General features: G+C 46.8%; 24 protein-coding genes, 1 pseudogene and 2 riboswitches. Of the genes and pseudogenes, 14 read left to right on the top strand and 11 right to left on the bottom strand.

The annotated features are described in order from the left end of the window. Positions 1-3 precede the first annotated feature (3 nt). Positions 4-64: riboswitch (Fluoride riboswitch) on the bottom strand. 146 nt (positions 65-210) lie between these two features. From DHAF_RS25800 to DHAF_RS16285, 4 genes and pseudogenes are all read left to right on the top strand, one after another. Continuing rightward, positions 211-513, top strand: a pseudogene (locus tag DHAF_RS25800) (IS1634 family transposase); the annotation flags it as partial. A gap of 298 nt (positions 514-811) precedes the next feature. Further along, complete coding sequence (locus DHAF_RS16295) at positions 812-1,036, top strand: helix-turn-helix transcriptional regulator (RefSeq protein WP_005812768.1); 225 nt, start codon at positions 812-814, stop codon at positions 1,034-1,036. Between the two features lie 200 nt (positions 1,037-1,236). Then, positions 1,237-1,881, top strand: coding sequence for a hypothetical protein (locus DHAF_RS16290; RefSeq protein ID WP_005812764.1), 645 nt, complete (start codon positions 1,237-1,239; stop codon positions 1,879-1,881). Between the two features lie 451 nt (positions 1,882-2,332). Beyond that, a complete protein-coding gene (locus DHAF_RS16285; RefSeq protein ID WP_005812762.1) occupies positions 2,333-2,914 on the top strand; it encodes a hypothetical protein in 582 nt (193 codons plus the stop codon). 125 nt (positions 2,915-3,039) lie between these two features. On the opposite strand, the gene DHAF_RS16280 is transcribed toward DHAF_RS16285, so the two are convergent. The 4 genes from DHAF_RS16280 to DHAF_RS26135 all read right to left on the bottom strand — a co-directional run bounded on the left by DHAF_RS16280 (position 3,040) and on the right by DHAF_RS26135 (position 6,121). Continuing rightward, a complete protein-coding gene (locus DHAF_RS16280; RefSeq protein WP_011460059.1) occupies positions 3,040-3,708 on the bottom strand; it encodes a LutC/YkgG family protein in 669 nt (222 codons plus the stop codon). After that, positions 3,708-5,150 carry a LutB/LldF family L-lactate oxidation iron-sulfur protein gene (locus DHAF_RS16275; RefSeq protein ID WP_011460058.1) on the bottom strand — a complete coding sequence of 481 codons (1,443 nt, stop codon included), beginning with the start codon at positions 5,148-5,150 and terminating at the stop codon, positions 3,708-3,710. The genes DHAF_RS16280 and DHAF_RS16275 overlap by 1 nt, the downstream gene beginning before the upstream one ends. Positions 5,151-5,152: 2 nt before the next feature. Beyond that, positions 5,153-5,875, bottom strand: coding sequence for a (Fe-S)-binding protein (locus DHAF_RS16270; RefSeq protein ID WP_005812756.1), 723 nt, complete (start codon positions 5,873-5,875; stop codon positions 5,153-5,155). A gap of 72 nt (positions 5,876-5,947) precedes the next feature. After that, positions 5,948-6,121 carry a hypothetical protein gene (locus tag DHAF_RS26135; protein WP_005812755.1) on the bottom strand — a complete coding sequence of 58 codons (174 nt, stop codon included), beginning with the start codon at positions 6,119-6,121 and terminating at the stop codon, positions 5,948-5,950. Between the two features lie 174 nt (positions 6,122-6,295). Between DHAF_RS26135 and DHAF_RS16265 the strand changes: the two genes are divergently transcribed. Continuing rightward, a complete protein-coding gene (locus DHAF_RS16265; protein WP_005812752.1) occupies positions 6,296-6,496 on the top strand; it encodes a hypothetical protein in 201 nt (66 codons plus the stop codon). 110 nt (positions 6,497-6,606) lie between these two features. On the opposite strand, the gene DHAF_RS16260 is transcribed toward DHAF_RS16265, so the two are convergent. Continuing rightward, positions 6,607-6,813, bottom strand: coding sequence for an alpha/beta-type small acid-soluble spore protein (locus tag DHAF_RS16260; protein ID WP_005812750.1), 207 nt, complete (start codon positions 6,811-6,813; stop codon positions 6,607-6,609). A gap of 151 nt (positions 6,814-6,964) precedes the next feature. Next, positions 6,965-7,426, bottom strand: a complete 462-nt coding sequence (locus DHAF_RS16255; RefSeq protein ID WP_015944499.1) for a YbjN domain-containing protein — start codon at positions 7,424-7,426, stop codon at positions 6,965-6,967. A 226-nt stretch (positions 7,427-7,652) separates the two neighbouring features. Here DHAF_RS16255 and DHAF_RS16250 point away from each other — a divergent pair, with 226 nt between their 5' ends. Then, the gene (locus tag DHAF_RS16250) at positions 7,653-9,242 is read left to right on the top strand and encodes a peptide chain release factor 3 (RefSeq protein WP_011460057.1); all 1,590 of its coding nucleotides are present in this window, start codon (positions 7,653-7,655) and stop codon (positions 9,240-9,242) included. A gap of 201 nt (positions 9,243-9,443) precedes the next feature. Here DHAF_RS16250 and DHAF_RS16245 read toward each other — a convergent pair whose 3' ends face one another. The 3 genes from DHAF_RS16245 to DHAF_RS16235 form a co-directional block, all read right to left on the bottom strand. Further along, positions 9,444-10,217 (bottom strand): C40 family peptidase, encoded by a 774-nt coding sequence (locus DHAF_RS16245; RefSeq protein WP_005812744.1) that lies wholly within the window; start codon positions 10,215-10,217, stop codon positions 9,444-9,446. A gap of 144 nt (positions 10,218-10,361) precedes the next feature. Beyond that, positions 10,362-11,141 carry an ABC transporter ATP-binding protein gene (locus DHAF_RS16240; protein WP_011460056.1) on the bottom strand — a complete coding sequence of 260 codons (780 nt, stop codon included), beginning with the start codon at positions 11,139-11,141 and terminating at the stop codon, positions 10,362-10,364. A 1-nt stretch (position 11,142) separates the two neighbouring features. After that, positions 11,143-12,180, bottom strand: coding sequence for a FecCD family ABC transporter permease (locus DHAF_RS16235; protein WP_011460055.1), 1,038 nt, complete (start codon positions 12,178-12,180; stop codon positions 11,143-11,145). A 643-nt stretch (positions 12,181-12,823) separates the two neighbouring features. On the opposite strand from DHAF_RS16235, the gene DHAF_RS16230 reads away from it, so the two are divergent. Continuing rightward, positions 12,824-14,071, top strand: a complete 1,248-nt coding sequence (locus tag DHAF_RS16230) for an IS110-like element ISDha12 family transposase (protein ID WP_005808714.1) — start codon at positions 12,824-12,826, stop codon at positions 14,069-14,071. A gap of 211 nt (positions 14,072-14,282) precedes the next feature. Here DHAF_RS16230 and DHAF_RS16225 read toward each other — a convergent pair whose 3' ends face one another. Continuing rightward, positions 14,283-15,251: an ABC transporter substrate-binding protein gene (locus tag DHAF_RS16225; protein WP_015944498.1), complete on the bottom strand. Its 969-nt coding sequence runs from the start codon at positions 15,249-15,251 to the stop codon at positions 14,283-14,285. A 116-nt stretch (positions 15,252-15,367) separates the two neighbouring features. Next, a riboswitch (cobalamin riboswitch) is annotated at positions 15,368-15,510 on the bottom strand. A gap of 139 nt (positions 15,511-15,649) precedes the next feature. Between DHAF_RS16225 and DHAF_RS16220 the strand changes: the two genes are divergently transcribed. From DHAF_RS16220 to DHAF_RS16195, 7 genes are all read left to right on the top strand, one after another. Beyond that, entirely contained in the window at positions 15,650-15,946 is a 297-nt protein-coding gene (locus DHAF_RS16220; RefSeq protein WP_015944497.1) for a phasin family protein, read from the top strand. Next, positions 15,939-17,615, top strand: a complete 1,677-nt coding sequence (locus tag DHAF_RS16215; protein ID WP_015944496.1) for an ABC1 kinase family protein — start codon at positions 15,939-15,941, stop codon at positions 17,613-17,615. Before DHAF_RS16220 ends, DHAF_RS16215 begins: the two co-directional genes overlap by 8 nt. Positions 17,616-17,719: 104 nt before the next feature. Next, positions 17,720-18,163, top strand: coding sequence for a GNAT family N-acetyltransferase (locus tag DHAF_RS16210; RefSeq protein ID WP_005812737.1), 444 nt, complete (start codon positions 17,720-17,722; stop codon positions 18,161-18,163). Positions 18,164-18,216: 53 nt separating this feature from the next. Then, complete coding sequence (locus DHAF_RS16205; protein ID WP_011460051.1) at positions 18,217-18,645, top strand: GNAT family N-acetyltransferase; 429 nt, start codon at positions 18,217-18,219, stop codon at positions 18,643-18,645. Continuing rightward, a complete protein-coding gene (locus DHAF_RS16200) occupies positions 18,646-19,242 on the top strand; it encodes a DNA-3-methyladenine glycosylase family protein (RefSeq protein WP_011460050.1) in 597 nt (198 codons plus the stop codon). It begins immediately after the preceding gene. A 164-nt stretch (positions 19,243-19,406) separates the two neighbouring features. Continuing rightward, positions 19,407-19,571: a hypothetical protein gene (locus DHAF_RS26130; RefSeq protein ID WP_172636487.1), complete on the top strand. Its 165-nt coding sequence runs from the start codon at positions 19,407-19,409 to the stop codon at positions 19,569-19,571. Positions 19,572-19,837: 266 nt separating this feature from the next. Next, positions 19,838-21,220 (top strand): aspartate kinase, encoded by a 1,383-nt coding sequence (locus DHAF_RS16195; protein ID WP_015944495.1) that lies wholly within the window; start codon positions 19,838-19,840, stop codon positions 21,218-21,220. A 130-nt stretch (positions 21,221-21,350) separates the two neighbouring features. Here DHAF_RS16195 and DHAF_RS16190 read toward each other — a convergent pair whose 3' ends face one another. After that, positions 21,351-22,520 carry a THUMP domain-containing class I SAM-dependent RNA methyltransferase gene (locus DHAF_RS16190; protein ID WP_242659895.1) on the bottom strand — a complete coding sequence of 390 codons (1,170 nt, stop codon included), beginning with the start codon at positions 22,518-22,520 and terminating at the stop codon, positions 21,351-21,353. Between the last annotated feature and the right edge of the window lie 141 nt (positions 22,521-22,661).

Raw genomic sequence — 22,661 nt, 5'->3', positions numbered from 1 at the left:
AGATAACCGGCAGGAGTCATTAGCCAAGCGGCGGTTAAAGGCGAACTCCATCGCCTATCTGATTCATGATGATATTATATACTCTGGTTTAATAAAAAGAAAGTTCTATTTTAGAATGAAAAATTTCTATACTTCACACTTTAGAGTGTTGCGAAAAGCTTTCTTGATTGTCTTTAATCAATGTAAGCGTCAATTAAAGAAACGCTTGATATTCGGCGAGTCATCGTCGTGGGAGGCCGGGGCATGATGGGAAAACGAACGTTAGAGCTCCTTGAAGGGTTGAAGCTCCACTATACTAGGAGTTCGTATGCGTAATATAAAGGCCGGTTCAGAGCTCGCAACCTCTCCGGAACCTTATGTCATCGTGAAAGATAACCTGAGGGTTAAAGAAGTGGTCCATCAGAGTAAACGTTATATCGTGTGTTTAAAGAAGAGGAGGACAAACGAGATCAGTTGGTCCGAGAACAAATCGTGGTTAAACTGAGAAGTAAGCTGGAACATGGGAGTATTAAGGGATTTAAATTTAAAGGACCAAGAGCATCTGGTCAGAACGGAAATCCATGGGGCAGCGGCACAGTATGCATGACTACATATTGAATATAAATACTTTTATGGATTAATTTTCCGAAATCTCGTGTTTTTGAGCTTAAAAATAGCCCTAATGTTCTATTCTGGCCATTTTCCTATACCAACTGGGCATTGGCTGCCCCATACCTGGTTTGTCGCACACAGGTGAGTCAGTGTAAAATAAGACCTGTGGAGAATGTGAGACAGATCTCAAAAGATTTCATTTTCATTAGGAGTGGTTCAAATGCATGGAAGTTCTAACCTGAATAAAAACACAGGAAGAAAAAATTTGACATATCGCGAGAAAGAGATATCGAAACTGCGGATTCAAGGATACACTCGAAAAGAAATTGCAGATATTTTAAATATTAGCCATTTTACCGTGAAAAAGCATCTTGAAAACATTTATAAAAAGCTGGGTATAGCGTCTGTGGTCGAATTGATTAAATTGGTGTATAGAGAAAAATAGAAGAATTGAGTCGAAAATATAGGCTCGATGGCGTATGGAAAGTAATGGGGATTTCATCGATAATATAGCTGTACCTAAATTATACTTGCAAGAAGACTTCACGCAAAAAAGAATGATGAGTTTTGAAAGAAGGCGATTTCATGTGCTAATGAATAGACTTGTAATTATTTAAGAATTCAGGATGAAGTGAGGTAAGAAAAATGAGAATTAATAAAAATCTGTTTTTTTCCCTAGGTTTATCAATCATGTTAATTTTAGCAGTGATAGTTCCGGCTGTTTCTGCACAAACAATTGATCAACAGCCATTAACGCTGGCGCACGATGATAAAAGTGTGATAATTGATGGACAAAGGCTTGAAATTGATAAAATACCTGAGATTAAAAGAGGTGCTAAAGTAGAGGTTAAGGATTCAAGTGTTTATAAGGAAACCATTGATGGTAAACTTATGCTTCATGTAATTAAAATCAATGAAGTTAATCATGGCGCATTTAGTACTCAGGATACAAAATGCGTCCACTCCTATACTGTCAATGACTATTATGATCACACATATATGGGAACCGCCGAATTAGATACTACTTGGTTTATTTCCGGCGGAAATATAACCGGCATTAACAATCATGGCTGGGGAACTGTTCCCGACTACCAATGGCCTGATGAGTGGACAAATGATGGCTCAGACGCCTATGTTATTCCAGGAGACCCAACACAGGGTGTGTCTTATGCATATCTTACTGATCATTATTCTCTTCTTGGGTTTCCTGTCGATCATACAACATACTATTTAGAGACTGATGTAAATGGAATTGGTGGTTATACAGATCATAAGTTAATAATCGATTGATGGCTTATAAAAAGCAGAAGATATAGAAACTATAAAGATTGGAAGGTAAATGCAAGTCGGTACTAATTGTACCGACTTGCATCTGTCAAGATTATGTCTATAATATATAAAAAAAGATTTAGATTTGGAAGTGAAATCCAGTTCAAAAGGAGAGCATTATGAAATTAAAACTGTTTCTATTTCTTCTTTTAGTTTGTATTGCACTATATTCACTATTCAATGACCGCATTGGACTTGCAATCGCTATTATACCTATCTTTTTGCTAATGTATCTTTTAAAAATCATTCTTTATTATTATAAGAAAAAAGAATAAATCCGGCCATTTAAGGATGCTTTGGCAGGGACCCACCTGATGCTTTAGGTGGGTCTTTTTCTGGTTCAATGCATAGGAAACAGAAATGTGAAGAACACTAAAGGATGTTTGTTTAGAAGGAGGTGGCGAGTCAGTCCATGAGCTTTGGAGATAAGTTTACCAAGTGGAGCAGTATTATAGCAACGGTTGGAACCTGCATTTTGGCACTTACCGCCACGATTACGGTTACAGTTACGCTCAATGCCTGGAAAATTGATCGTGAATCTTCACGTCCTTACTTATCCCTGCGGGAGTCCCCTCAGGTTGAATTGAAATCCGGTCTGCGCTTAGAGTTCAAATTCAGTAATGTAGGAATTCATCCTGCAGTGAATTTAGCCAGCCGGACCATAGTTTTTGCGGAAAAACTACAAGATAAACCCATCCATAATGAACCCAATTATCTGGTGAATGAAATCCCTCAAGACATGAGCTCCAGTTTAGTGATTGCTTTGGATCCCTATGAAGTGGATATCAGCGAGCCTGATGTAAACCCCTACTATATCGTCCTACACCTGGAGTATGTTGATCCCATCATCAATCAGCAGTATCAGCAAACCCTCTATTACCGGTGGAGCGGCATCAAGGGAGGAGAGGGTCAGCCCGTAGTTCATGTGGAAGTGCGGGAGAAAGAGAGTATCATCAATTACTTTGCAGCCCAGAGTATAAACATGGATCTGTAGCCAGCTTGGCAATCAAGATCAGATGTGTGGCTAAAAGAGATGTGTTATTAAAGAAAGGCGGGAACTCAAGGGTTAAGTTGAGTTCCCGCCCTGTTTTTGTATATTCTTTCAGAATGGCTCACCTATTAATCCATCATAAGGATGCAAAAAACTTCCACGGGACCGTGAACACCGATGGAAAGATCCATCTCAATGTCTGAGGTACGGCTTGGTCCGGAGATGATTTCAATAGCAGCCGGGATATCTGTTCCCATAAGTTCATCAAGGACCTGGTCGAGACTGTCCCTGAGGAAGGCGGCTGGGATAAAGGCCAGATGGCGGATGGGCACCAGGCTGACAGCCCGGCCCCGTTTGGCACTGCTTTTCAAAACGAGAGATCCGGATTGGGCTATGCCGAAGTCGGCTCCGGTAATGCCTAACTCCATCTTATCCATGATAGCGTTGCGTTCCGGGGCAGGAAGGTCAGCATAGGAACGGGCCGGCCAGCCCAGCTCTTCCAAACAGGCCCGGGCCATCGTAGGGAGCTCATTCCAAACCACAATGGAATTGGGGTTGAGCCACTGAGGGCTTTCCCCGAACCACTCCCGCAAAGCCTGGGCGGCTTCTTTAGCGGTAGAAGCTTGCACGGCTTTACCGCCCATGGCTTCATACATTTTCATGAATTTATCGATCCGTTCCTCTTGGGAGTCCAGCCGGTAGAGGGGGAATTTAAGCTTGATAGGTTCTACAGAGGTTGGAGTGGGACGTCCCAGTTTTTTAGCGATATTGGCGATAAATGCTTGACGCTCACTCATTATTGATCACCTCGCTGCATAGTTTTTAGTTTCTTCTCCAACTCCGGCCATTGATCCCGGAACATTTGCTTGGCTACAGGGGGTAAGGTCTTGCTGTTGGTCCAATTGCTGAGGGGCGGCGGTCCTGAGGCAATTCTGCCGTTGCGCATGAGGATAAATTGGAATTTGGAGCCTAAGCGGACAAATTTGCTGAGGGTCTTGGGATGGGAGAAGTAATAGCCATAGTATTTGAAGATCTTCTTTTCCACACCCGAAGTATAGCCTTTGAGCACCTTGCGGTCCCGATGCTTGACGATTAAATCCTGGAGGGGAATCCGTACCGGGCAAGCTTCGGAGCAGGCCGCACAGAGAGAGGAGTAGTAGGGGAGATGCCCCCATTTCTCATAATTCTGTTCCAGGAGGGGAGTAATGACGACTCCGATGGGGCCTGAATAAACAGAGCCGTAAGCATGTCCGCCAACCTGGCGATAAACGGGACAGACATTGAAGCAGGCTCCGCAGCGGATGCAGCGCAGAGATGAGCGGAAATCCTCATCCCCTAGGATTTCCGAGCGGTTATGATCGAGAATGACCAAATGCCATTCCTTAGGTCCATCGATATCCCCTTCCCGTTTGGGGGGAGTAATCATGGTGGTGTAGACCGAGAGGCGCTGTCCTGTGGCGCTGCGGGCCAGCAGGTTAAGAAGAACGCTGAGCTCTTTGTAGGAAGGGACAATCCGCTCCATCCCCATCATGGTGATTTGGACCTCGGGCATGGTACTGGTCAAACGGCCATTGCCCTCATTGGTAACCATAGTGATGGTTCCTGTATCCGCTACGGCAAAGTTGCAGCCGGTTATGCCGATTTTACTGGTCAGGAATTTTTCCCGCAGCTGCTCCCGGGCAAATTTGGTCAGGGTTGGGGTATCTGATTCCAGCGGATGTCCTGCTATAGGCTCGAAGAGCTTGGCAATTTGCTCCCGGGTTTTATGCATAGCCGGAACAATAATATGTGAAGGGGGTTCATCGGCGATCTGGATAATATACTCTGCTAAATCGGTCTCCACAACCTCAATACCGTCTTTCTCCAGGACCGGGTTAAGGTGAATTTCTTCCGTAATCATGGATTTGGATTTGATCACCGATTTGAAGCCATGCTTTTGGAAAATCTCCTGAACGATTCTTACCCCATCTTCCGGCGTTTTGGCCAGGTGAACGTGGCCGCCGTTCTTTTCTACATTTTCAATAAGCATGTCAAGGTAGTAATCCAGGTTTTCAACGACGTGGTTGCGGATTCTTTCTCCCACCTGGCGCCATTCTTCCCAGTTCCCCAGCTCTTCGGTAATAGCCAGTTTATTGTTTCTCAGCCTATCGGTAGCCCGGCGGGTTGCCTTGCGCAGAAAATCATCTTTAAGAGCTTTATCTAAAGCGGCATCAACGTCATAGTGATTATCCAGTGACATAGTTACATCCCCTTTCCGAGCAATTGAATGACATGCATAGCCGGAATGGAGCGGCCGTGCTTCTCCATATAGCCGGATATATTCATAAGGCAGCCCATATCCAGCCCGGTCAGAATATCGGCACCGGAGGCCAAAACATGCTCAGCTTTTTCGGCGACCATGGCTTCGGATATTTTGGGCATCTTAATGGAGAAAGTACCTCCAAAGCCGCAGCAGAGATGAGCTTCCGGCAGGGGGAGTATCTCTAAGCCTTGTATGTTCTCCAGAATAGCCATAGGTTCATCACGAAGCCCCAAAAGACGGGTGGCATGACAGGAAGGATGATAGGTGACCTTAGCCTGATAACGGGCACCGAGATCCGGGGTTTTAAGGACATTGACCACGAATTGGGTAAACTCATAGCTTTTGTCGATCAGGTCTTTGGCTTTTTTGGCATACACAGGATCATCCTTAAATAAGTCGGGATAATTGTGATGAATCATGCCGATACAAGAGCCGCTGGGAGCTACCACTACCTCACTGTTTTCGAAAGCGTCAATGGTCGCCCGGGCTACGGTGCGGGTATCGTCCATGTAACCGGAATTAAAGGAGATCTGGCCGCAGCAAAATTGCCCTTCAGGAAAGTCTACAGTATGCCCTAAACGGGTAAAGATTTTGGCCATGGTTTCACCAAGATCCGGAAACATGGTGTCCCCGAGGCAGGTAATAAAGAGCGAGATTTTCATGAAAGCTACAGTCCCTTCATTTGAAGCTTGGTTTTCCTAAGTTTCTTCTATTATGGCATGAATTATTTGGATTTATCCACCCAGCACGGGTACATTGGGTTCTTCATACCAAAGGCAGACGAGATGGGTTTGACCTGTACTTTGAGTGACATTGACAATCTTGACCCAGCGATTATCCTCCAGCCATTGATTTAATTCCTGCTCAAGAAGTCGTGGGTCGGGAGAACTGATCGCTTTAACCTTCACAAGTGAGCTCCTTTCTTAATCATCATCTTTTTTGTATGTGCAGAATGTTAAAGTAAATCCTGAAAGCATTGCTTGCTTTGCCAAAGCTATATTCTTAAATATTATATCAAATTGGGAGATATTACTAAAGTTTTTTGAATGATTTAGGGGAAAATAAGCTTGAGGTGATAAGAGATGCCTAGAAAAGATGGCAATAAACCCCAGAAGGAAGAATTAAAGAAAATAGAGTTAACCCTCAAGAATATTCAGGAAAACGAACAATTTCTTGCCGAGAATGCCGAGGAACTTTCACCCCATCAATTAAAAGATGTGCGCAAACACTTAGATGCCAAGAAGAAGTTTCTGACCGAGACAGACGGAACAATTAAATACTAAATACTAAAGAATAAAGAGCGGGATAACCGCTCTTTATTGCATCATTAGCACTATGTCCCCAAATGGTAAGAGGTATCCTTGCGGATACCTCTCATAAGGTTAATGTACGGTTAGATGCGGGTTCCTCTTTTGAGGTTTTCTTCTGCAAATTGAATCATGCGCTTGGTCATCATGCCGCCGACAGATCCGTTTTCACGGCTGGTGCGGTCACCGCCCAATTGAACGCCGAGTTCATTTGCGATCTCATACTTGAATTGATCCAGTGATTGTGTTGCTCCTTGAACTGCTGGTTGATTAGTACTTCTTTCTCCTGCCATTTTAGGGTCCCTCCTTAAGTTTTTGTATTGGTTAGTGAGACGGTCTTATTATCTGAATCAGCAGGAGAAAATAAACAGGTAATTGTTGGTTTAATCATCAAAGAACAACTATTAATGCCAATAACAGGAGAATAAGCATCATGTTAATAGATTATGACTCATCATCCTGGGAGCAAACCCGCACCGCTTCCTCAGCCGAATAATCTTCGGATACGATTTTGATAAATCCAGGATAATAAGTATCAAAGGTTTGCGCACCATTCCAGATGAGATTAATAAGCTGTTCCTGGGAAGGCTCTGAATTGGCTGAATCCAGGTAAGTCCGAAAGCGAATTTCGCCATCATCCATATCCATTTCAAAATTGCCGATGGCAAGTTCATAATTAATCCGATTCATGAAGTTGCAGACTTCTACGCGCTTGGCAAAAGGTATTTTCTGCTTGATATGTGTATTGCAAAGCAGAGATTCCTGCTCTTCATCGACAATAATGAAAGAGACGAAATCACAGTTAATACCACGAATCTCTAAGCGAAACAACTCGTTCTTTTGATCATAGTCAAATTTCCAACAGTCCTTCTTCAGGGTATTATACAGAACTTCATAGAGCGTCATAGCAAGTCCTCCTCCTTTACCCATAGTATTTCCACATGCTTAGGGTGATTCCTGCCGGGTTAAGATGGATAAAAAGCAGAAATCCTGTCCATCGGAGTCAGATTGATTCCTTTTTTCGCAGAATTTATTATGTTATAATAAAATGCTGTTCAGCGCTATGGAGCGCTCAATGAATGAAAAAAGAGATCTTAGTTGATCCTAATTTATAGAGTAAGGAGCAAACCTTGTGAGCATATCCCTTGAAAAACAAATCCGTTTCCGGAAAACATTTGCTATTATCTCCCACCCTGATGCAGGGAAGACCACGCTGACTGAAAAATTGCTGTTGTTTGGGGGAGCTATCCATCTGGCAGGGAATGTTAAGGCCAGAAAAACCCAACGCTATGCTACTTCAGACTGGATGGAACTGGAGCGGCAGAGGGGAATTTCGATTACCTCCAGCGCCATGCAGTTTAATTATCAGGGATTTGTCATTAATATTCTGGATACTCCGGGTCACCAGGATTTCAGTGAAGATACCTATCGCACGTTAACCGCTGCCGACAGTGCTGTGATGCTGATCGATGCGGCGAAAGGTGTGGAGACACAAACCATTAAGCTTTTCGAAGTCTGCAGGCGCAGGGGGATTCCCATTTTTACGTTCATTAACAAGATGGACCGGGAGGGGAAGCACCCCATCGATCTGATGGATGAAGTGGAGAAAGTTTTAGGCATCGAAGCCTATGCCATGAATTGGCCCATCGGCGGCGGAGCTGATTTTAAAGGAATTTATGACCGGCAAACGGGTCAGGTGGAGTGCTTTACCGACGGATTGCGCAAAGGCCATGATGATACACGGCAAACAGGTCACATTGACGATCCCTGGATCAAAGAATGGATCGGGGAAGATTTGCTGCAGCGACTCCGGGAGGAAATCGAACTTTTGGATATGGCCGGGAATGTCTTTGACCAGGAGCGGATGGATCGGGGGGAAGTAACTCCCGTGTTCTTTGGCAGCGCTTTGAATAATTTTGGTGTACCCAATTTCCTGGACAGCTTCTTGAAATTAGCCCCGGCTCCCGCCCCGCGGCAATCCAACCTAGGGATTTTAGAGCCGGCAAGTCAACAATTCGTGGGCTTTGTCTTTAAGATTCAAGCCAATATGAACGCCATGCATCGGGACCGTATTGCTTTCATTCGCATCTGCTCGGGCAGATACGAACGGGGAATGAATGTCATTCATAATCGGACCCATCGCAAAATGAGGCTGGCTCAGCCTCAGCAGCTCTTTGCCCAGGAGCGGACCATTTTGGACGAGGCATATGCCGGAGATATCATTGGGGTTCATGACAGCGGAGTACTCCGCATCGGTGATGTTCTGGCGGAAAAGGATGGTATTGAATTTGAGGCCATGCCGTTTTTCAGTCCGGAAAACTTTGCCCGGGTCAGCATCGCCAATGCCTTGAAAAGAAAGCAATTTATCAAGGGAATACAGGAGCTTCAAGAAGAAGGGGCCATCCATGTTTTCCGGGATTTGAATATTGGGGTAGAGGCTCCCGTGATCGGAGTCGTGGGCCAACTGCAGTTTGAAGTCCTGGAATACCGTCTGCGGGATGAGTATGGAGTAGAGGTCCAAATCAACAATTTGCCTTACGAAATGGTTCAATGGATACCTAAGGATGAAGAAAAGATTCGTATTCTTAAGGAATCCAGCATGAGTATGGTGGTCTTGGATCAGGATGAAAATTATGCTGTCCTGCTTCTGGACAAATGGAAGGCGAATTGGTTAAGCGAGCGCTATGGAGTAGAGTTTCATCCCCAGCCGATCAGGGAGTAGAAGCTTATGCCCTCAGACCCAAAATCCTGGAGAGTCAGCTTCGAGTCTCTTTTTAAGCAAAGGGAGCATTGCCTGAAAGCTACGTTTTGCAGTAGCCCGGCGATGCTCCCTTTTTATGAACTTACGTTAAGAATCCCCTTGACAGGGTCTGCCGAAATTCGTAATCGATTCCGAATTTCGGGTATACATGGTCGCAACCTTCTAAAATACGCGCTTTGCTCCAATGAAGTGGGATTGCCAATAGGAACCCATGGTATAAATGGTTACTCCTTTTGAACTGGAGGCATTAATGAACTGTCCATTGCCCAGGAAAATCCCCACATGGTCGATGACTTTATCACCATCCAAGGAGAAGAAGACCAGGTCCCCGGCCTTGAGGTTGCTGTAAGAAACGGCCGTGCCCACCTTATATTGATCCCTGGATACCCGGGGCAAGGAAATGCCATGCTGAGCGAAGACGTACTGGGTGTATCCGGAGCAGTCAAAGCCGCTGGTCGTAGTGCCGCCCCAAACATAAGGCACTCCGATATACTTTTTGGCCGTGTTGATCACGGCAGTAGCTTTGGAGGTAGTGCTGGAGGCACTGGTTTTGACGGAAGCTTTGGCGGCGCTGGCGGTGCTTTTGCTTGTAGCGGCAGACTTCTTGTCAGAAGTGGCAGAAGAGCTGGAAGCAGTGCTTTTCGGGGCTTGTGAGGGTGCAGAGCTGGACTGGGACCCACGGGAAATTTCACCGGTTGCTGCTCCGATTGCAGCTTGTCTGTCGGCATCGGCCCTGGCCAGTTCTCTGGAGGCTAGAACAGCTTCAAGATCGCTTTCAACAGTATCGCTTTGGGGAGCAAGGGCCATTTCCTCAACCCAAGCCAGATCTTGAGCTGTACCGGGCTCTGCCATGGTCTGCGGGTAAGCAAAGAGGGTAGTGGCGAAAAACCCCAAGGCTAGAAGAGAAACGAAAAGTTTATTGATAAATTTTTTCATAAAGTTCTCCTTTCAAAGTAAACGACGCAAAAGTGAAAGACAACCCATCGCAATCTGACAGGTTGTCCTCAGTATAAGATAATTTTTTCACGATGTCCTTAGAGGATGATTGGTTATATCACCAGGTTTTGTTAAGATGTGGAACTACTTTCCGCTTAAGAGAAATTGAGGTACGCCTAATTTGGGATGATGAACTTGAACTAAATCCGTTTTATAGACCTGGGTTAACGTTTCTTCCCGGAGCACGTCTTCCTTTTTACCCCAGGTAACGATTTCCCCTTGATCGAGAAGGAGAATCCGGTTGCAATACTGAGCCGCTATATTTAAATCGTGCAAGACCATAATCACAGTGATGCCTAACTCGTCATGCCATTGACGGACATGATCCATGACTAAGGATTGATGGCCGATATCCAAATAGGTGGTGGGTTCATCCAGGATAAGTATCCGGGGCTCCTGAGCCATGGCCCGGGCCAGAGAGACCAGTTGGCGCTGACCGCCGCTCAGGGTGCTGACTTTTTGGGAGCGTTTAGGCCCAAGATTGAGTTTAACGAGTATGTTCTCCACCACAGCCTTATCATGGGAGCCCAGGTCGGCAAAAGGTTTTAACCAGGGATAGCGTCCCATGGATACGATCTGCTCTATGGTAAAGGGCAGGGCAGGGGTACCCTCCTGCTCCAGAACGGCAATCTGGCGGGCCAGCTCTTTTGAGGTATGGGAGGAAAGGGGTCTGTCCATCAACAGGACCTTGCCGGAAGTAGGAGGCTGAAGGCCGCTGATGGTACGGATAAGAGTCGATTTGCCGCTGCCATTGGGGCCGATAATGCCAAACATATCTCCCTGGCTGATGGCAAAGGAGAGGTTCCGCAACACAGCAAAGGAGCCATAATGTTGATTAAGGTTCTGAATCTCGAACAGGTTCATCCTAACCCCTCCTTAAACCACTTTTTAAAAGATAGGCGAAAAAGGGTGCGCCGACAAAGGCTGTAATCGCTCCGATGGGAATCTCCTGGGATTGGAGCAGGGTTCTGGCCATGGTATCCGACCACAAAAGGAAGATTGCTCCCGCTAAAGTAGACACCGGCAAGAGAATCCGGTGGTCAGGTCCTACGAGGAGGCGCATGAGATGGGGAATGATCAAACCGACAAAGGCGATAATCCCCACCATGGAGACTGCGGCTGTGGCCAATAAGGAACCGACCATGAGAATGGCAATTTTCTTGCGCTCCACATTGATTCCCAGGTGAGTGGCCGCTCTTTCCCCTAAAGCGATGACATTCAGCTCCCGGCTTTGCAAGAGAAGATAGGCCAAGCCGAGCAGAAAATAAGGGAGAAGGATCAGGACATTCTGCCAGCTGCTGTTGGCGAGACTGCCCATCATCCAGAAGATAATCTGCTGCATCTGCTCGCCGGAAACGGCAATCAGAAGAGAGAGAAAGGCACTTAGCAAAGCCTGCACTACCACACCGGCCAGGATTAAGGTTTCCCGTTCAAACTGACCATGCTGTCTGGATAGAGAGAAGACAAAGGCCAGAGAAATAAGCCCTCCGGCAAAGGCGAAGAGGGGCAGGGCCGATTGACCGAAGAAAGAAAAGCTGCGAAAAAAAAGGATAGCGGAGGCGGCGCCAATGGCGGCTCCGGAGGAGACCCCCAGGATATAGGGATCAGCCAGAGGATTGCGCAGAATTCCTTGAAAAGCCACTCCCGAGGTTGCCAGCATGGCCCCAACGATGAGGGCTAAAAAGACCCGGGGCAGGCGCAGATTCCAAACGATGGATTCCTGGGCTGAGGACCAGCTGGGGTCAAAGCTCAAAAAAGGCAGATGGTTTAAAATGATCTTCCAGGTCAGATGAAAAGGCAGGGAGACGGAGCCGGTCATCACACAGATGACAACGGAAAGAAGCAGGAGCAAGGATAAGCCCAAAATCCAGGGTATGCTTTTGGGGAAAGTTCGGGAATTCATCTTTATGTTATCCTCCTCGTATAATTGATTTAGTTCCTGCCCCACGAGTCCCAAAAACTAATGGAACGTGGGGTATTTAAATGACCATAGAAAACTGGAAATTCAGTAGATATGGTCAACCGCAACAAGATGCACACAGGATAACGCATACCCCATGCAGCCGTCGTGCCTGTGGGCAGTGTGGACAAGTCAACCCCAAGGCATACTTCAAATTCGACTTGTCCAAAGCCTGTTGGGAAAGCTCTTTTAGGACAGACCCCAAAGGGCTTTTCCACAGGCTGGCACTGTCCACAGGCTCAGGATGAGGAATACCTGAGATTCCTCAGATCGTTCTTTGACAACAAAAAAGTATTTAAGTTTGTTGGGATTTCAAGCAAAATGGTACCGTGAGGTTCGTTCTGGCAAAGCCTTTTCCTCCTTGAGGCTCTGACCTCTTTTTAAGTCTGACTGCCAGCCCACAATTTGAACTTTTAACTCGAAGGTTGCACAGCTTAAAGGGAACTCCTCCGATAGTAGCAGATCGGTTGGATCCAAGGTCTTTTTAGGACAAGTGCTGATTCGGCGAGGTTGTTGACCTGTTGTGGTGCCTGGTCCCAACGTTAATCTTACAAATTGTTTGGCTCAGAAAGTGAGGTGATTTTAATTGAGTTTATTTGTCGGTATTGATGTGAGTTCCAGTGATTTTAAAGTGCGAATCTTAGATGAGCGTGGTAATGAACCGGTTAAAAGGCTACGGGCTTTGAATGATCAGCCTGGTTGTGAGCAAGTTGCCCGATATCTCTTTGACGCCTGTGCTCAAGTGAATGTGGACCGGCTGGTTATTGGTTTAGAGGCCACTTCCGTATACAGTTGGCCGTTACAAATGTTCTTAGCGGAAGACCATTCTTTAGCCCCTTTGCAGCCCCAAATTTATTCCTTTAACCCCAAGGTCGTTGCTAATTTCAAGAAGGCTTATGTGGACCTTCCGAAAAACGATTGGATTGATGCCTGGGTCATTGCCGAACGTCTACGCTTCGGTCGGCTCCCAGAGGGCTCTCAGGTCGATTTCCGCTACTTACCCTTACAGCGCCTCACTCGCTTTCGGTGTCATTTGATTGAGATGATTTCCAGAGAGAAGAATTATTTTCTCACGAACTTGTTCTTGAAGTTTAGCACGCTTGCCCAAGGTGCGGTTTTTAGTAACACTTTCGGCGCTACTTCTGAATCCTTGACACTTGAGTTTTTTTCTCCAGAAGAGGTTGCGGCTCGACCGCTTGATGAACTGATTGATTTCCTCATGGAGAAAGGAAAACGTCATTTCGAGGATCCGGAAACCAAAGCCAGAGAGTTGAAGGAAGCTGCCCGCAAGGCCCATCGACTGCGTGGAAGCCTATTGCAACCCATTAACCTTATCCTGGCCACGAGCATTGAAACCATCCACACCTTGGAGAAGCAGGTAAAGAAAATCGATAAGGCAATCGAAGCAGAAATCAGGCATTTCCCGAATACGCTCATTACCATTCCCGGTATTGGCCCTGTGCTTTCAGCTGGTATTATTGCTGAGATCGGAGACATCCGTCGTTTTCCGAATGAAGGAGCCTTAGCAAAGTTTATTGGGTTAACCTGGCGTACCCACCAGTCAGGTGATTTTACAGCCGATGACACACCCTTAACCCGAACTGGCAACACCTACTTGCGCAGTTATATCATCCAGGCTGCTAACTTAGTACGCCAAAAGGAACCAGAGTACAAGGTCTTCTACCAACGTAAATTTTCGGAAAGTAAGACTCATCATCATCGCCGTGCTCTCGTGCTTACTGCACGCAAACTCGTCCGTATGGTTGATGCTCTGCTACGCAGCAACCAAATCTATAGGCCACATGGCAATAGGGGGAATGCAAACCAAGCATGAATTGCGCTAACCGATACTCCATTTTTGTAACTTTTTCCCACGATAGTTTGGGAATGAGATGGTTTCTTGTTGCCTTTTTTGCCCACTGATTATTAGCTAACTGAAAATTTGACTCGCTTAGAGTCTTGACATATTACCGAAGGACTTAACTTAGGTCAATAGCTCTCTCCCCATACGGATGATAAGACCACCCTTGCCAAGGGCTAAAGAGTCAGAAACGCTCCGGGTAAAGGGCTTTAGCGATGGTTTCCAAGCCGTCGACGATCCGGGGACCGGAGCGGGTCACCATATCGCTGTCCAGATCGTAAATCCGGTCATTGCTGACAGCATCGATGGCTTGCCAAGCCGGGCGGGCGACGATGGTGGCCTTCACATTATCCATGTAGTAGGAGTAGGTGCTCAGGATAACCTGAGGGTTCTTCTCAATCACCTGCTCCTCGCTGTATTGCGCCCAATCCTGGACATCACTGGCGATATTGATGCCACCTGCTTTGGTGATGAGTTCGTTAAGAAAGGTTCCTGCACCGGCGGTAAAAAGACCTGGATCCACTTCAATCCATACCCTGACCCGCTCAGCTTCCTTGATGGCCTCTACTTTATCGGCAATGGCTTGTTCCTTTGCTTTCATTCCCTGGAGCACAGCCTGGGCCTGTTCCTGAGTATTGGTAATGTATCCTAGTTTCTCAATGGTTTGATAGGTGCTTTCCAGACTTTGGGGGTTTAAATGAGCGACAGGTATCCCCAAACTGCGCAGGGAGTTAATAAAGCTGTCCTTATGCATTCCGGTCACGACCAAATCCGGTTTGAGCTGAATGAGCTGCTCCAGATTGGGGTTTAAACTGTCTTCAAAAATATATTCTGCGTTCTCCTGAATACCCACCGGGTAATTATCGTACACAGTTAAGCCGATCAGCTTGCGATCCAGGCCCAGAGCGCTTAAGATCTCCGTGGAAGGCGGAGCCAGACAGATAATGCGTTGAGGTTCCTTTTCCAGAGTGGTGGCCACACCTGTATCATCTGTGTAGGTTAAAGGGTAACTTGTAGTCTGGATGGTATCTTGCCCGGAGGGCGCTTCGGGAGGAGCGGCACCTTGCTGTGAGGGTGAATTGCAGCCGCTGAGCAAAACTAAGGTCACCCATAGGGTTATCAGCAGGGTGAATGCCTGTTTTTTTCTATTCATTTTTTTGTACTCCTTTCAAGTTGAAGTGGAAAGATCAAGAAAAACCTTTTATCGCCAGGATAAAAGGTTTTTGCTGCATTAGTAAACTCTTGCAGCGCCGTATCCTGTCCTCGAGGAGGGTCGCTGATGATTAGGCAGGTTCCTGACTTAAGAGTGATTACTCACTCAATTCACAGTGGCGGGACCGTGCCGGAATTGAACCGGCTTCCCTTTTAACTCTCTCCCGTAAGGATTGAGTACCTAATCCTAGTGTATTGAATTAAGACAATTATAAGGCATTCGTCCGGTAATGCCAAGGTTTGTTTAGTGCGTGCTTTCCTGGTGATTAAAGAATGGTTTTCAGCAACCGCGTAAATACTAAGGATGAAGATTTGAATTCACGGCAGGGGGATGTAAGCATGAAAGATATGCTCAAGAAAGGTTTAGCCTTGGGGTTAGGTTTCGCTGTGGTGAGCAAAGAGCAAATTGAGAAGGTCGTGGATGAGTTGGTAAAGAAAGGAGAGCTGTCCGCCAATGAGTCCAAGGAATTAATGAATGAGCTGGTCCAAAAGGGAGAGGATCAGCAGAATGAGATTCAGGTCAGGCTTAAGGAGCAAGTACAAAAAATCCTGACGGAGCTTAACCTTCCTACCAAAGCAGACATCGAGAGACTGGAAAACCGCATCGCTCAATTGGAAAGCCGGACCCATGATTAGCAGAAAAATTCGTCATGTTCATCGCTATCAAGAAGTAGCCACGGTATTGGCCCGTAATGGATTCAGCCTCATCCTGGAAGAGATGGGGCTTATTAATTTTATCTCTTTTTCCAGACGGATCCGGAGGCGGGAGGAAGAGGTGGATCCCATAACTCTCGGTCAGCGCCTGCGTAACGCCTTAGAGGAGTTGGGGCCTACTTATGTCAAGATTGGACAAATAGCCAGCACCCGGCCGGATATTATTCCCGATTACCTCATTACAGAACTGGAAAAATTGCAGGATCAAGTTCCGCCCTTTTCTTTTGCCGAGGTCAGTCAAATTATTGAAGCCGAGTTGGGGGCCCTGCCTCAGGATATTTTCCGGCATTTTGAGGAAGAGCCACTGGCCGCAGCCTCGATTGGCCAGGTTCACCGTGCCGTTCTCCAATCAGGGGAAAGTGTTGCGGTAAAAATCCAGCGCCCCCATATTGCCCAGAAGATCGAGACGGATCTGGAGATACTTTTGGATTTGGCTGCTTTGGCGGAAAAGCGTATGGATTGGGCCGCCCTTTATCATGTGCGGGATATGGTGGAGGAATTCGCCAATTCCTTGCGCAATGAGTTAAACTATGAAATTGAAGGCAATAATGCCCAACGAATCAGAAAGCAATTTCAAGGGGATTCCTCCATTCACATTCCCAAGGTCTATAAAGAATACTCCACCAAAAAAGTTTTGACTTTGGAATACATTCAGGGAGTCAAGCTCAGCCAATTCCAGACCCTTGAAGCCTTGGGCTATAATCGGAAGGAACTGGCAGAGAATCTGATTAAAGCGATGTTCAAGCAAATCTTAATCGAGGGGTTTTTTCATGGGGATCCTCATCCGGGCAATATCTTTGTTTTGCCCAAACAGGTGATTTCCTTAATCGATTTCGGCATGATCGGCAGGCTTTCTTCTGATATGAAGGATCATTTTGCTTCACTGGTCATCGGGATGATGCGGCGGAAGACGGAGGACATGGTGGAGGCTGTGTTTGCCATGGGGATCGTGCCTGAGGATCTGGATCCCAAAGTATTGTATCGGGATGTGGATGGGTTAAGAGAGAAGTATCTGGATGTGCCCATGAGTGAAGTCGATCTGGGGAGTGCTGTTAATGACCTGTTTAAGGTGGCCTACAAACACCGGATTATTATTCCTGCCGATCTTGTCCTGTTGGGTAAATCCCTTCTGAGTTTGGAAGGAATCGTGGAGCAGTTGGATCCCGAGATCAGCATCATCGATATTGCCGAACCTTTCGGTGAGCAGCTCCTTAAGGAACGGCTTCATCCCGCTTTTCTCGCTGAAAAGACCTGGAAGCATTTCCGGGAATACTTCGATCTTTTATTAAACCTCCCTAAACAAGCTAAGGAGATTTTCAGCAGCATTCAGCGGGGAAAGATACGGGTGGAGATTTATCTACCCGAACTGGCCGCCTTTATACGGAAGCTGGACCGGATCAGCAATCAGCTCTCTTTCAGTATCTTATTGCTGTCCTTCAGCATTATTATGTGCGGTTTGGTTATTGCCTCCGCCTTAGGCAAGGAACCCCTGGTCTTCTGGCGGATACCGGCTATTGAGGCTGGTTTTACAGTAGCGGCCATGATGTTCATTCTGCTGCTGGTATCCATTTTGCGTTCAGGAAGGTTTTAGTACGGCAAGTTTTAAGTGTTACAGAGCACTGGCAGGCATGCCAAGTTTGGTCTTTTTTGCTATAATCATTAGCATAAGTAAAGCGCATAGGAGATTGACATGTTATGATTAGAGCAATGCAAGAAGGGGATCGGGAACTGTTTCTGGAACTGGCGGCTGAATTCTACCATTCGGACGCTGTTCTCCACCCTGTACCTGAGGAATTTCACAGCAGAACCTTTGCGGAGATGATGAGCTCGGATCGTTATCTGAACGGATATATTCTGGAACAGGAAAACCAGGCTGCCGGATACGCGATTACGGCCAAGACTTTTTCTCAGGAAGCAGGAGGAATCGTCGTTTGGATAGATGAGATTTATATCCTGCCCCCTTACCGCTCAAAGGGACTGGCCCGGGAATTTTTTCAATACTTGGAAAGTCACCGGCACCCAGGGATTAAGCGGATCCGGCTGGAGGTGGAGGAAGAGAATGTTCAGGCCATATCCCTGTATAAACGATTGGGATTTAATGACCTTGAATATATTCAGATGATCAAGGATTTTGACTGATGGATAGGAACTCATGAGAAACAATAAAAAGAAGCAAGAGGATGGAATAGTGCATGAAAGTTGTTGAAGCAAAAGGGGCGGAATTAGAGGAGGCTTTTCAAATTCGCAGGGAAGTTTTTGTGGAAGAGCAGGGGGTTCCGCTGCAGGATGAATTTGATGGTTATGACGAGCCGGGCGCAGCCGCCCGTCATATTCTGGTATACTATGAAGGCCAGCCGGCAGCTGCGGGCAGGCTGCGCTGGCTGGGGGATACGGCTAAATTGGAGCGGATCTGTGTCCGTGCCAACCTGCGAAAATTCGGCTTAGGCAGTGTCGTGGTCAAAAGCATGGAGCAGATTGCACAAAGGGAAGGCTTTCATAAAGCAAAGGTTCATGCTCAGACCCAGGCTCAGAACTTTTATGAAAAACTAGGGTACCGCCAGGTGTCTGAGGAATTCATGGAAGATGGGATTCCCCATATCATTATGGAAAGGACGCTTTAAATGGTTTTTTTTCCATACGGCTCCAAAGAAATTGAGCATTTAAAGACCCGGGATAAGGTCCTGGGGCAGGCTATTGAGCGCATAGGAATGATCGAGAGAGGGATTACCCCGGATCTTTTTGAAGCGCTGATCTCCAGTGTGGTCAGCCAGCAGATTTCCAAAAAGGCAGCTGAGACGGTATGGAACCGGCTGCAAACCCTGCTGGGAGAGATTAGTGCCGAGAAGATCGCCTTAGCCGATCTGGAAGCGATTCAAGGCTGCGGCATGTCTATGCGCAAGGCGGGATATATCAAAGGGGTTGCCGCAGCTGCCCAAAGAGGTGAGGTGGATTTCCAGGAGCTCCCTACCCTGAGTGATGAAGAAATCATCCAATCCTTGTCGGCTTTACCCGGTGTGGGGGTGTGGACGGCGGAGATGCTGCTGATCCATTCCCTTTGCCGGCCCGACGTGGTCAGCTATCGGGATTTAGCTATCCGCAGGGGAATGATGAACTGTTATGGACTGGAGGAGTTATCCAAGGAGACCTTTGAGCATTACCGCAAGAAGTATTCACCCTACGGGTCGGTGGCTTCTCTGTATCTGTGGGCCATGTCTTAGTAAAGGTAAGCCCGTATCCTTGTCTTCTTCGGGGGGATGAGAAGAGAATCTGTGTAAAAAGGTGGTTCCCATAAGACGGAACCACCTTTGCTATGAGTAGCATAGTATAAAAGGATGGGTCTTTTACCCTTTGGAACGGGATGAGGGGGGATTATTGATTAGAGGTGGCTGAACCGGAGGCTGCTGTTGAACCGGGGCTTGCTGGACCGGCGGGCATTGGGGTCTTTGTTGAGCTGGATAAGAAGGATAAGAGGGATACATGTTGGGGAACGGAGCATGTGCCGGAGGACAGCAGGTTTGAATCGGGGGACAGCAGGCTTGAGTATTAAAGAATTGAGGATGCGGCCCCCAAAAACTGAAAGGAACGCAGCATTTATCAAAAAGATGCATGAAGAATTCACTCCTTTTCCTGGAATAATCGGCGCTGAACGCTGAAGAGGGTTTAAGGATTTATATTTCTAATATATGGTAATTTTTATTTTTGGAAAGTTGGCCAGTTTAATAAACGAAATTTTATCTTGTTGCTCTTGAAGTGCTGTATTATAATGATGAATAGTGTTATTTAACAGAGAACTTGATACTGATGAGGTGTTGTATGTTAACGGTAGAAAAAATCGGGGGCACTTCTATGTCCCAATTCGAAGATGTCTTGAAAAATATTATTGGGGAACCGGATTCACAGCGTTTCAGCTTTGGCAGAGTATTTGTTGTCTCCGCTTACGCAGGGGTGACCAACAAGCTTTTGGAGGATAAAAAGACAAAGGCTCCGGGAATTTATCGTCATTTTGTCAATGGGGAAGATTGCGAAGAAGCTTTGAATGTCCTGTTACAGGATCTCCTCAAGGTTAACGAAAGATTTGTGAACATCGGTTTGGATTATGAAGCGGCTAAGGAGTTCCTGGGTTCAAGGATCCAACAGACCAAATCCTATTTGCATAGTATGCATGAAATCATTGCCTCCGGTTATGTGGATCGGGAGAATATTTTCTCGGCGGCCAGGGAACTGCTGGCTTCTTTGGGAGAAGCCCATTCGGCTTTCAATTCCGTGAACATTATGCAGAACCGGGGCATACCCGCCCGCCTTGTGGATTTAACCGGCCTCCGGGATTCCAGCCAGCTCACCATTGATGAGCGGATCGCCAAAGCTTTCCGGGGAGTGGACCCATTCAAAGAGATCGTTATCGTCACCGGGTATACCAAAGGCAAAGAAGGGATTATGCGCCAATTTGAACGGGGTTATTCGGAGATCACTTTCTCCCGGATTGCCACTCATCTCCATGCGGATGAAGCGATCATTCATAAGGAGTTTCATCTATCTTCCGCCGATCCGAAGATTGTGGGGGTAGAAAAGGCCATCCCCGTAGGGCGGACTAATTATGATGTTGCGGATCAGCTGGCGGATATAGGCATGGAGGCCATCCATCCCAATGCCTCCAAACCCTTGGAAATGGCCGGGATTAATCTGCGCCTGAAGAACACTTTCGAACCGGATCATCCGGGAACCCTTATCTCCAAAGACTATATTGGCCCTGAGGCCAAAATTGAGATTATTGCCGGTTCGGACAAAGTGGTGGTAGTGGAAATCCATGATTCCTTAATGGTGGGGGAAGCAGGCTATGATAAACAGATTATGGAGATGTTCATGAACTATTCTGTAAGTTATATCATGAAAGCCACCAATGCCAACAGCATCTCCCTGGTGATCTGGGAGCATGATCTGAACGAAGAGCTGATGGCGGAGCTGAAGGGGGCTTATCAGACCGTAACCATTCTGCCGGCGGCCATCGTCTGCGTGATCGGCTCGAATATTGCCGTTCCCAATATTTTAGCTCGTGCTACCAGCAGTTTAGCGAAGAATCATATTAACGTGAACTGTGTGTCCCAATCCCTGCGTCAGGTCAACATGCAATTTGTCATTGACCGGGATAAATACACCAGTGCGATTTATCATCTTAACGAAGATTTGTGTGTAGGGTAATCGTTGGAGTAAAACAAAAAAGATAGGGCGCCTTTCAGCCAGGTGCCCTATCTTTCTTTATGAATTAACTCAAGTTCAGCTAATGCCTATTCGAAGGGCGCAGACAAGTCCAACATAATTTAAAGGCAGGTTACTCAGGCCGCGGACTTCTTGGCGGCTTGGGTCCGAAGAATTGGTAATAATGGCATTCCAGGCGGCCGTTGTAAAGCTTTCTGCTCTTATCCCAGCGGCGGCCGATCAGGAGCTCGGGATGTTTATCCGTGGTGATCATATGCAAGGACCAGGTTGCCAAGCTCTTGAAGATCTCGCCTAGATCTTTATAGAGCTGTTTGACTTCCTCTTCCTCACCCAAACGCTCTCCATAAGGAGGGTTCGTGATCAGATGGCCGTATTGGAACCGAGAGCGGACTTCGGCAGCAGGCAAGCGTTGGAAGAAGATTTTATCCGTCAGTCCGGCATCTTCACAGTGAGCCCGGGCCAGCTGAAGGGCTTTTGGATCGATATCCGAACCATAAATATGGAGCGCCTGATCCCGAGTATAGAGGTCTTCAGCCTCTTCACGGGCTTCCCGCCAGAGTTTCTCCTTAATATTGGGCCATTTCTCAGCGATAAAGTCCCTCTTTAGGCCTGGTGCACGATTAAGAGCGATCATAGCGGCTTCGATAGGAATCGTTCCTGTGCCGCAGCAAGGATCAATTAAGGCGCGGTCTGCTTTCCAATAGCTGAGATTGATCATAGCGGCGGCTAAGGTTTCTTTTAAAGGGGCTTGCCCCGCTAAGCGGCGATAGCCCCGCTTGTGCAGCCCGGCGCCGGAAGTGTCAAGGGTAAGGGTGACGACGTCCTTTAAAAGAGCGACTTCGATTTTGTACTTGGGGCCGGTTTCTTTAAACCAGCTGATGCCGTAAACATCTTTGAGCCGTTCGACGACAGCTTTTTTGACAATAGCCTGGCAATCGGAAACGCTGAAAAGCTTGGATTTGATGGACTTTCCTTCCACAGGGAATTCCGCGTCGACGGGGAGCCATTCCTCCCAGGGCAGGGCTTTGGTTTGCTGGAAAAGCTCCTCAAAGGTTGTTGCTTTGAATTCGCCCATTTTCAGCAGGACCCGCTCTGCTGAACGCAGCCACAGATTGGTCCGGCAAATTCCCAGCTCATTGGCGGCAAAGGTAATTTTGCCGTTTTCCACTTGGGTTTCGGTATAGCCCAGATTATGGAGTTCACGGTTTACTATGGATTCAATGCCAAAGGCACTTGTGGCAATCAGCTCTAGTTTAGCCAATACGGTATCACCCTTCATCATAAAATTCTTCTTCTATCATAATAACTCACCCGGAGAAAGGCAAGTCTTGCAAACTTATCTTGTTCACTATAGGATAAACTATAGGATAAGCTGAGCTGATGAAGGTCATTGGAACACATGAATAGTGATAAGGCAGGCAGT

Origin of the sequence: Desulfitobacterium hafniense DCB-2 (genome assembly GCF_000021925.1) — a bacterium.
GTDB classification, from domain to species: domain Bacteria; phylum Bacillota; class Desulfitobacteriia; order Desulfitobacteriales; family Desulfitobacteriaceae; genus Desulfitobacterium; species Desulfitobacterium hafniense.
The sequence above is the reverse complement of the archived record's forward strand: the minus strand, read 5'-3'. Positions and strand labels throughout refer to the sequence as shown.

Bases quoted from the DNA above. Each gene is read 5' to 3' on its own strand.
- DHAF_RS16195 (WP_015944495.1), top strand. From the start codon at position 19,838: ATGTTAACGGTAGAAAAAATCGGGGGCACTTCTATGTCCCAATTCGAA.
- DHAF_RS16240 (WP_011460056.1), bottom strand. From the start codon at position 11,141: ATGAACCTGTTCGAGATTCAGAACCTTAATCAACATTATGGCTCCTTT.
- DHAF_RS16260 (WP_005812750.1), bottom strand. From the start codon at position 6,813: ATGGCAGGAGAAAGAAGTACTAATCAACCAGCAGTTCAAGGAGCAACA.
- DHAF_RS16280 (WP_011460059.1), bottom strand. From the start codon at position 3,708: ATGAGTGAGCGTCAAGCATTTATCGCCAATATCGCTAAAAAACTGGGA.
- DHAF_RS16290 (WP_005812764.1), top strand. From the start codon at position 1,237: ATGAGAATTAATAAAAATCTGTTTTTTTCCCTAGGTTTATCAATCATG.
- DHAF_RS16265 (WP_005812752.1), top strand. From the start codon at position 6,296: ATGCCTAGAAAAGATGGCAATAAACCCCAGAAGGAAGAATTAAAGAAA.
- DHAF_RS16215 (WP_015944496.1), top strand. From the start codon at position 15,939: ATGATTAGCAGAAAAATTCGTCATGTTCATCGCTATCAAGAAGTAGCC.
- DHAF_RS16245 (WP_005812744.1), bottom strand. From the start codon at position 10,217: ATGAAAAAATTTATCAATAAACTTTTCGTTTCTCTTCTAGCCTTGGGG.
- DHAF_RS16255 (WP_015944499.1), bottom strand. From the start codon at position 7,426: ATGACGCTCTATGAAGTTCTGTATAATACCCTGAAGAAGGACTGTTGG.
- DHAF_RS16225 (WP_015944498.1), bottom strand. From the start codon at position 15,251: ATGAATAGAAAAAAACAGGCATTCACCCTGCTGATAACCCTATGGGTG.
- DHAF_RS16220 (WP_015944497.1), top strand. From the start codon at position 15,650: ATGAAAGATATGCTCAAGAAAGGTTTAGCCTTGGGGTTAGGTTTCGCT.
- DHAF_RS16235 (WP_011460055.1), bottom strand. From the start codon at position 12,180: ATGAATTCCCGAACTTTCCCCAAAAGCATACCCTGGATTTTGGGCTTA.
- DHAF_RS16190 (WP_242659895.1), bottom strand. From the start codon at position 22,520: ATGATGAAGGGTGATACCGTATTGGCTAAACTAGAGCTGATTGCCACA.
- DHAF_RS16275 (WP_011460058.1), bottom strand. From the start codon at position 5,150: ATGTCACTGGATAATCACTATGACGTTGATGCCGCTTTAGATAAAGCT.
- DHAF_RS16200 (WP_011460050.1), top strand. From the start codon at position 18,646: ATGGTTTTTTTTCCATACGGCTCCAAAGAAATTGAGCATTTAAAGACC.
- DHAF_RS16210 (WP_005812737.1), top strand. From the start codon at position 17,720: ATGATTAGAGCAATGCAAGAAGGGGATCGGGAACTGTTTCTGGAACTG.
- DHAF_RS16285 (WP_005812762.1), top strand. From the start codon at position 2,333: ATGAGCTTTGGAGATAAGTTTACCAAGTGGAGCAGTATTATAGCAACG.
- DHAF_RS16295 (WP_005812768.1), top strand. From the start codon at position 812: ATGCATGGAAGTTCTAACCTGAATAAAAACACAGGAAGAAAAAATTTG.
- DHAF_RS16205 (WP_011460051.1), top strand. From the start codon at position 18,217: ATGAAAGTTGTTGAAGCAAAAGGGGCGGAATTAGAGGAGGCTTTTCAA.
- DHAF_RS16270 (WP_005812756.1), bottom strand. From the start codon at position 5,875: ATGAAAATCTCGCTCTTTATTACCTGCCTCGGGGACACCATGTTTCCG.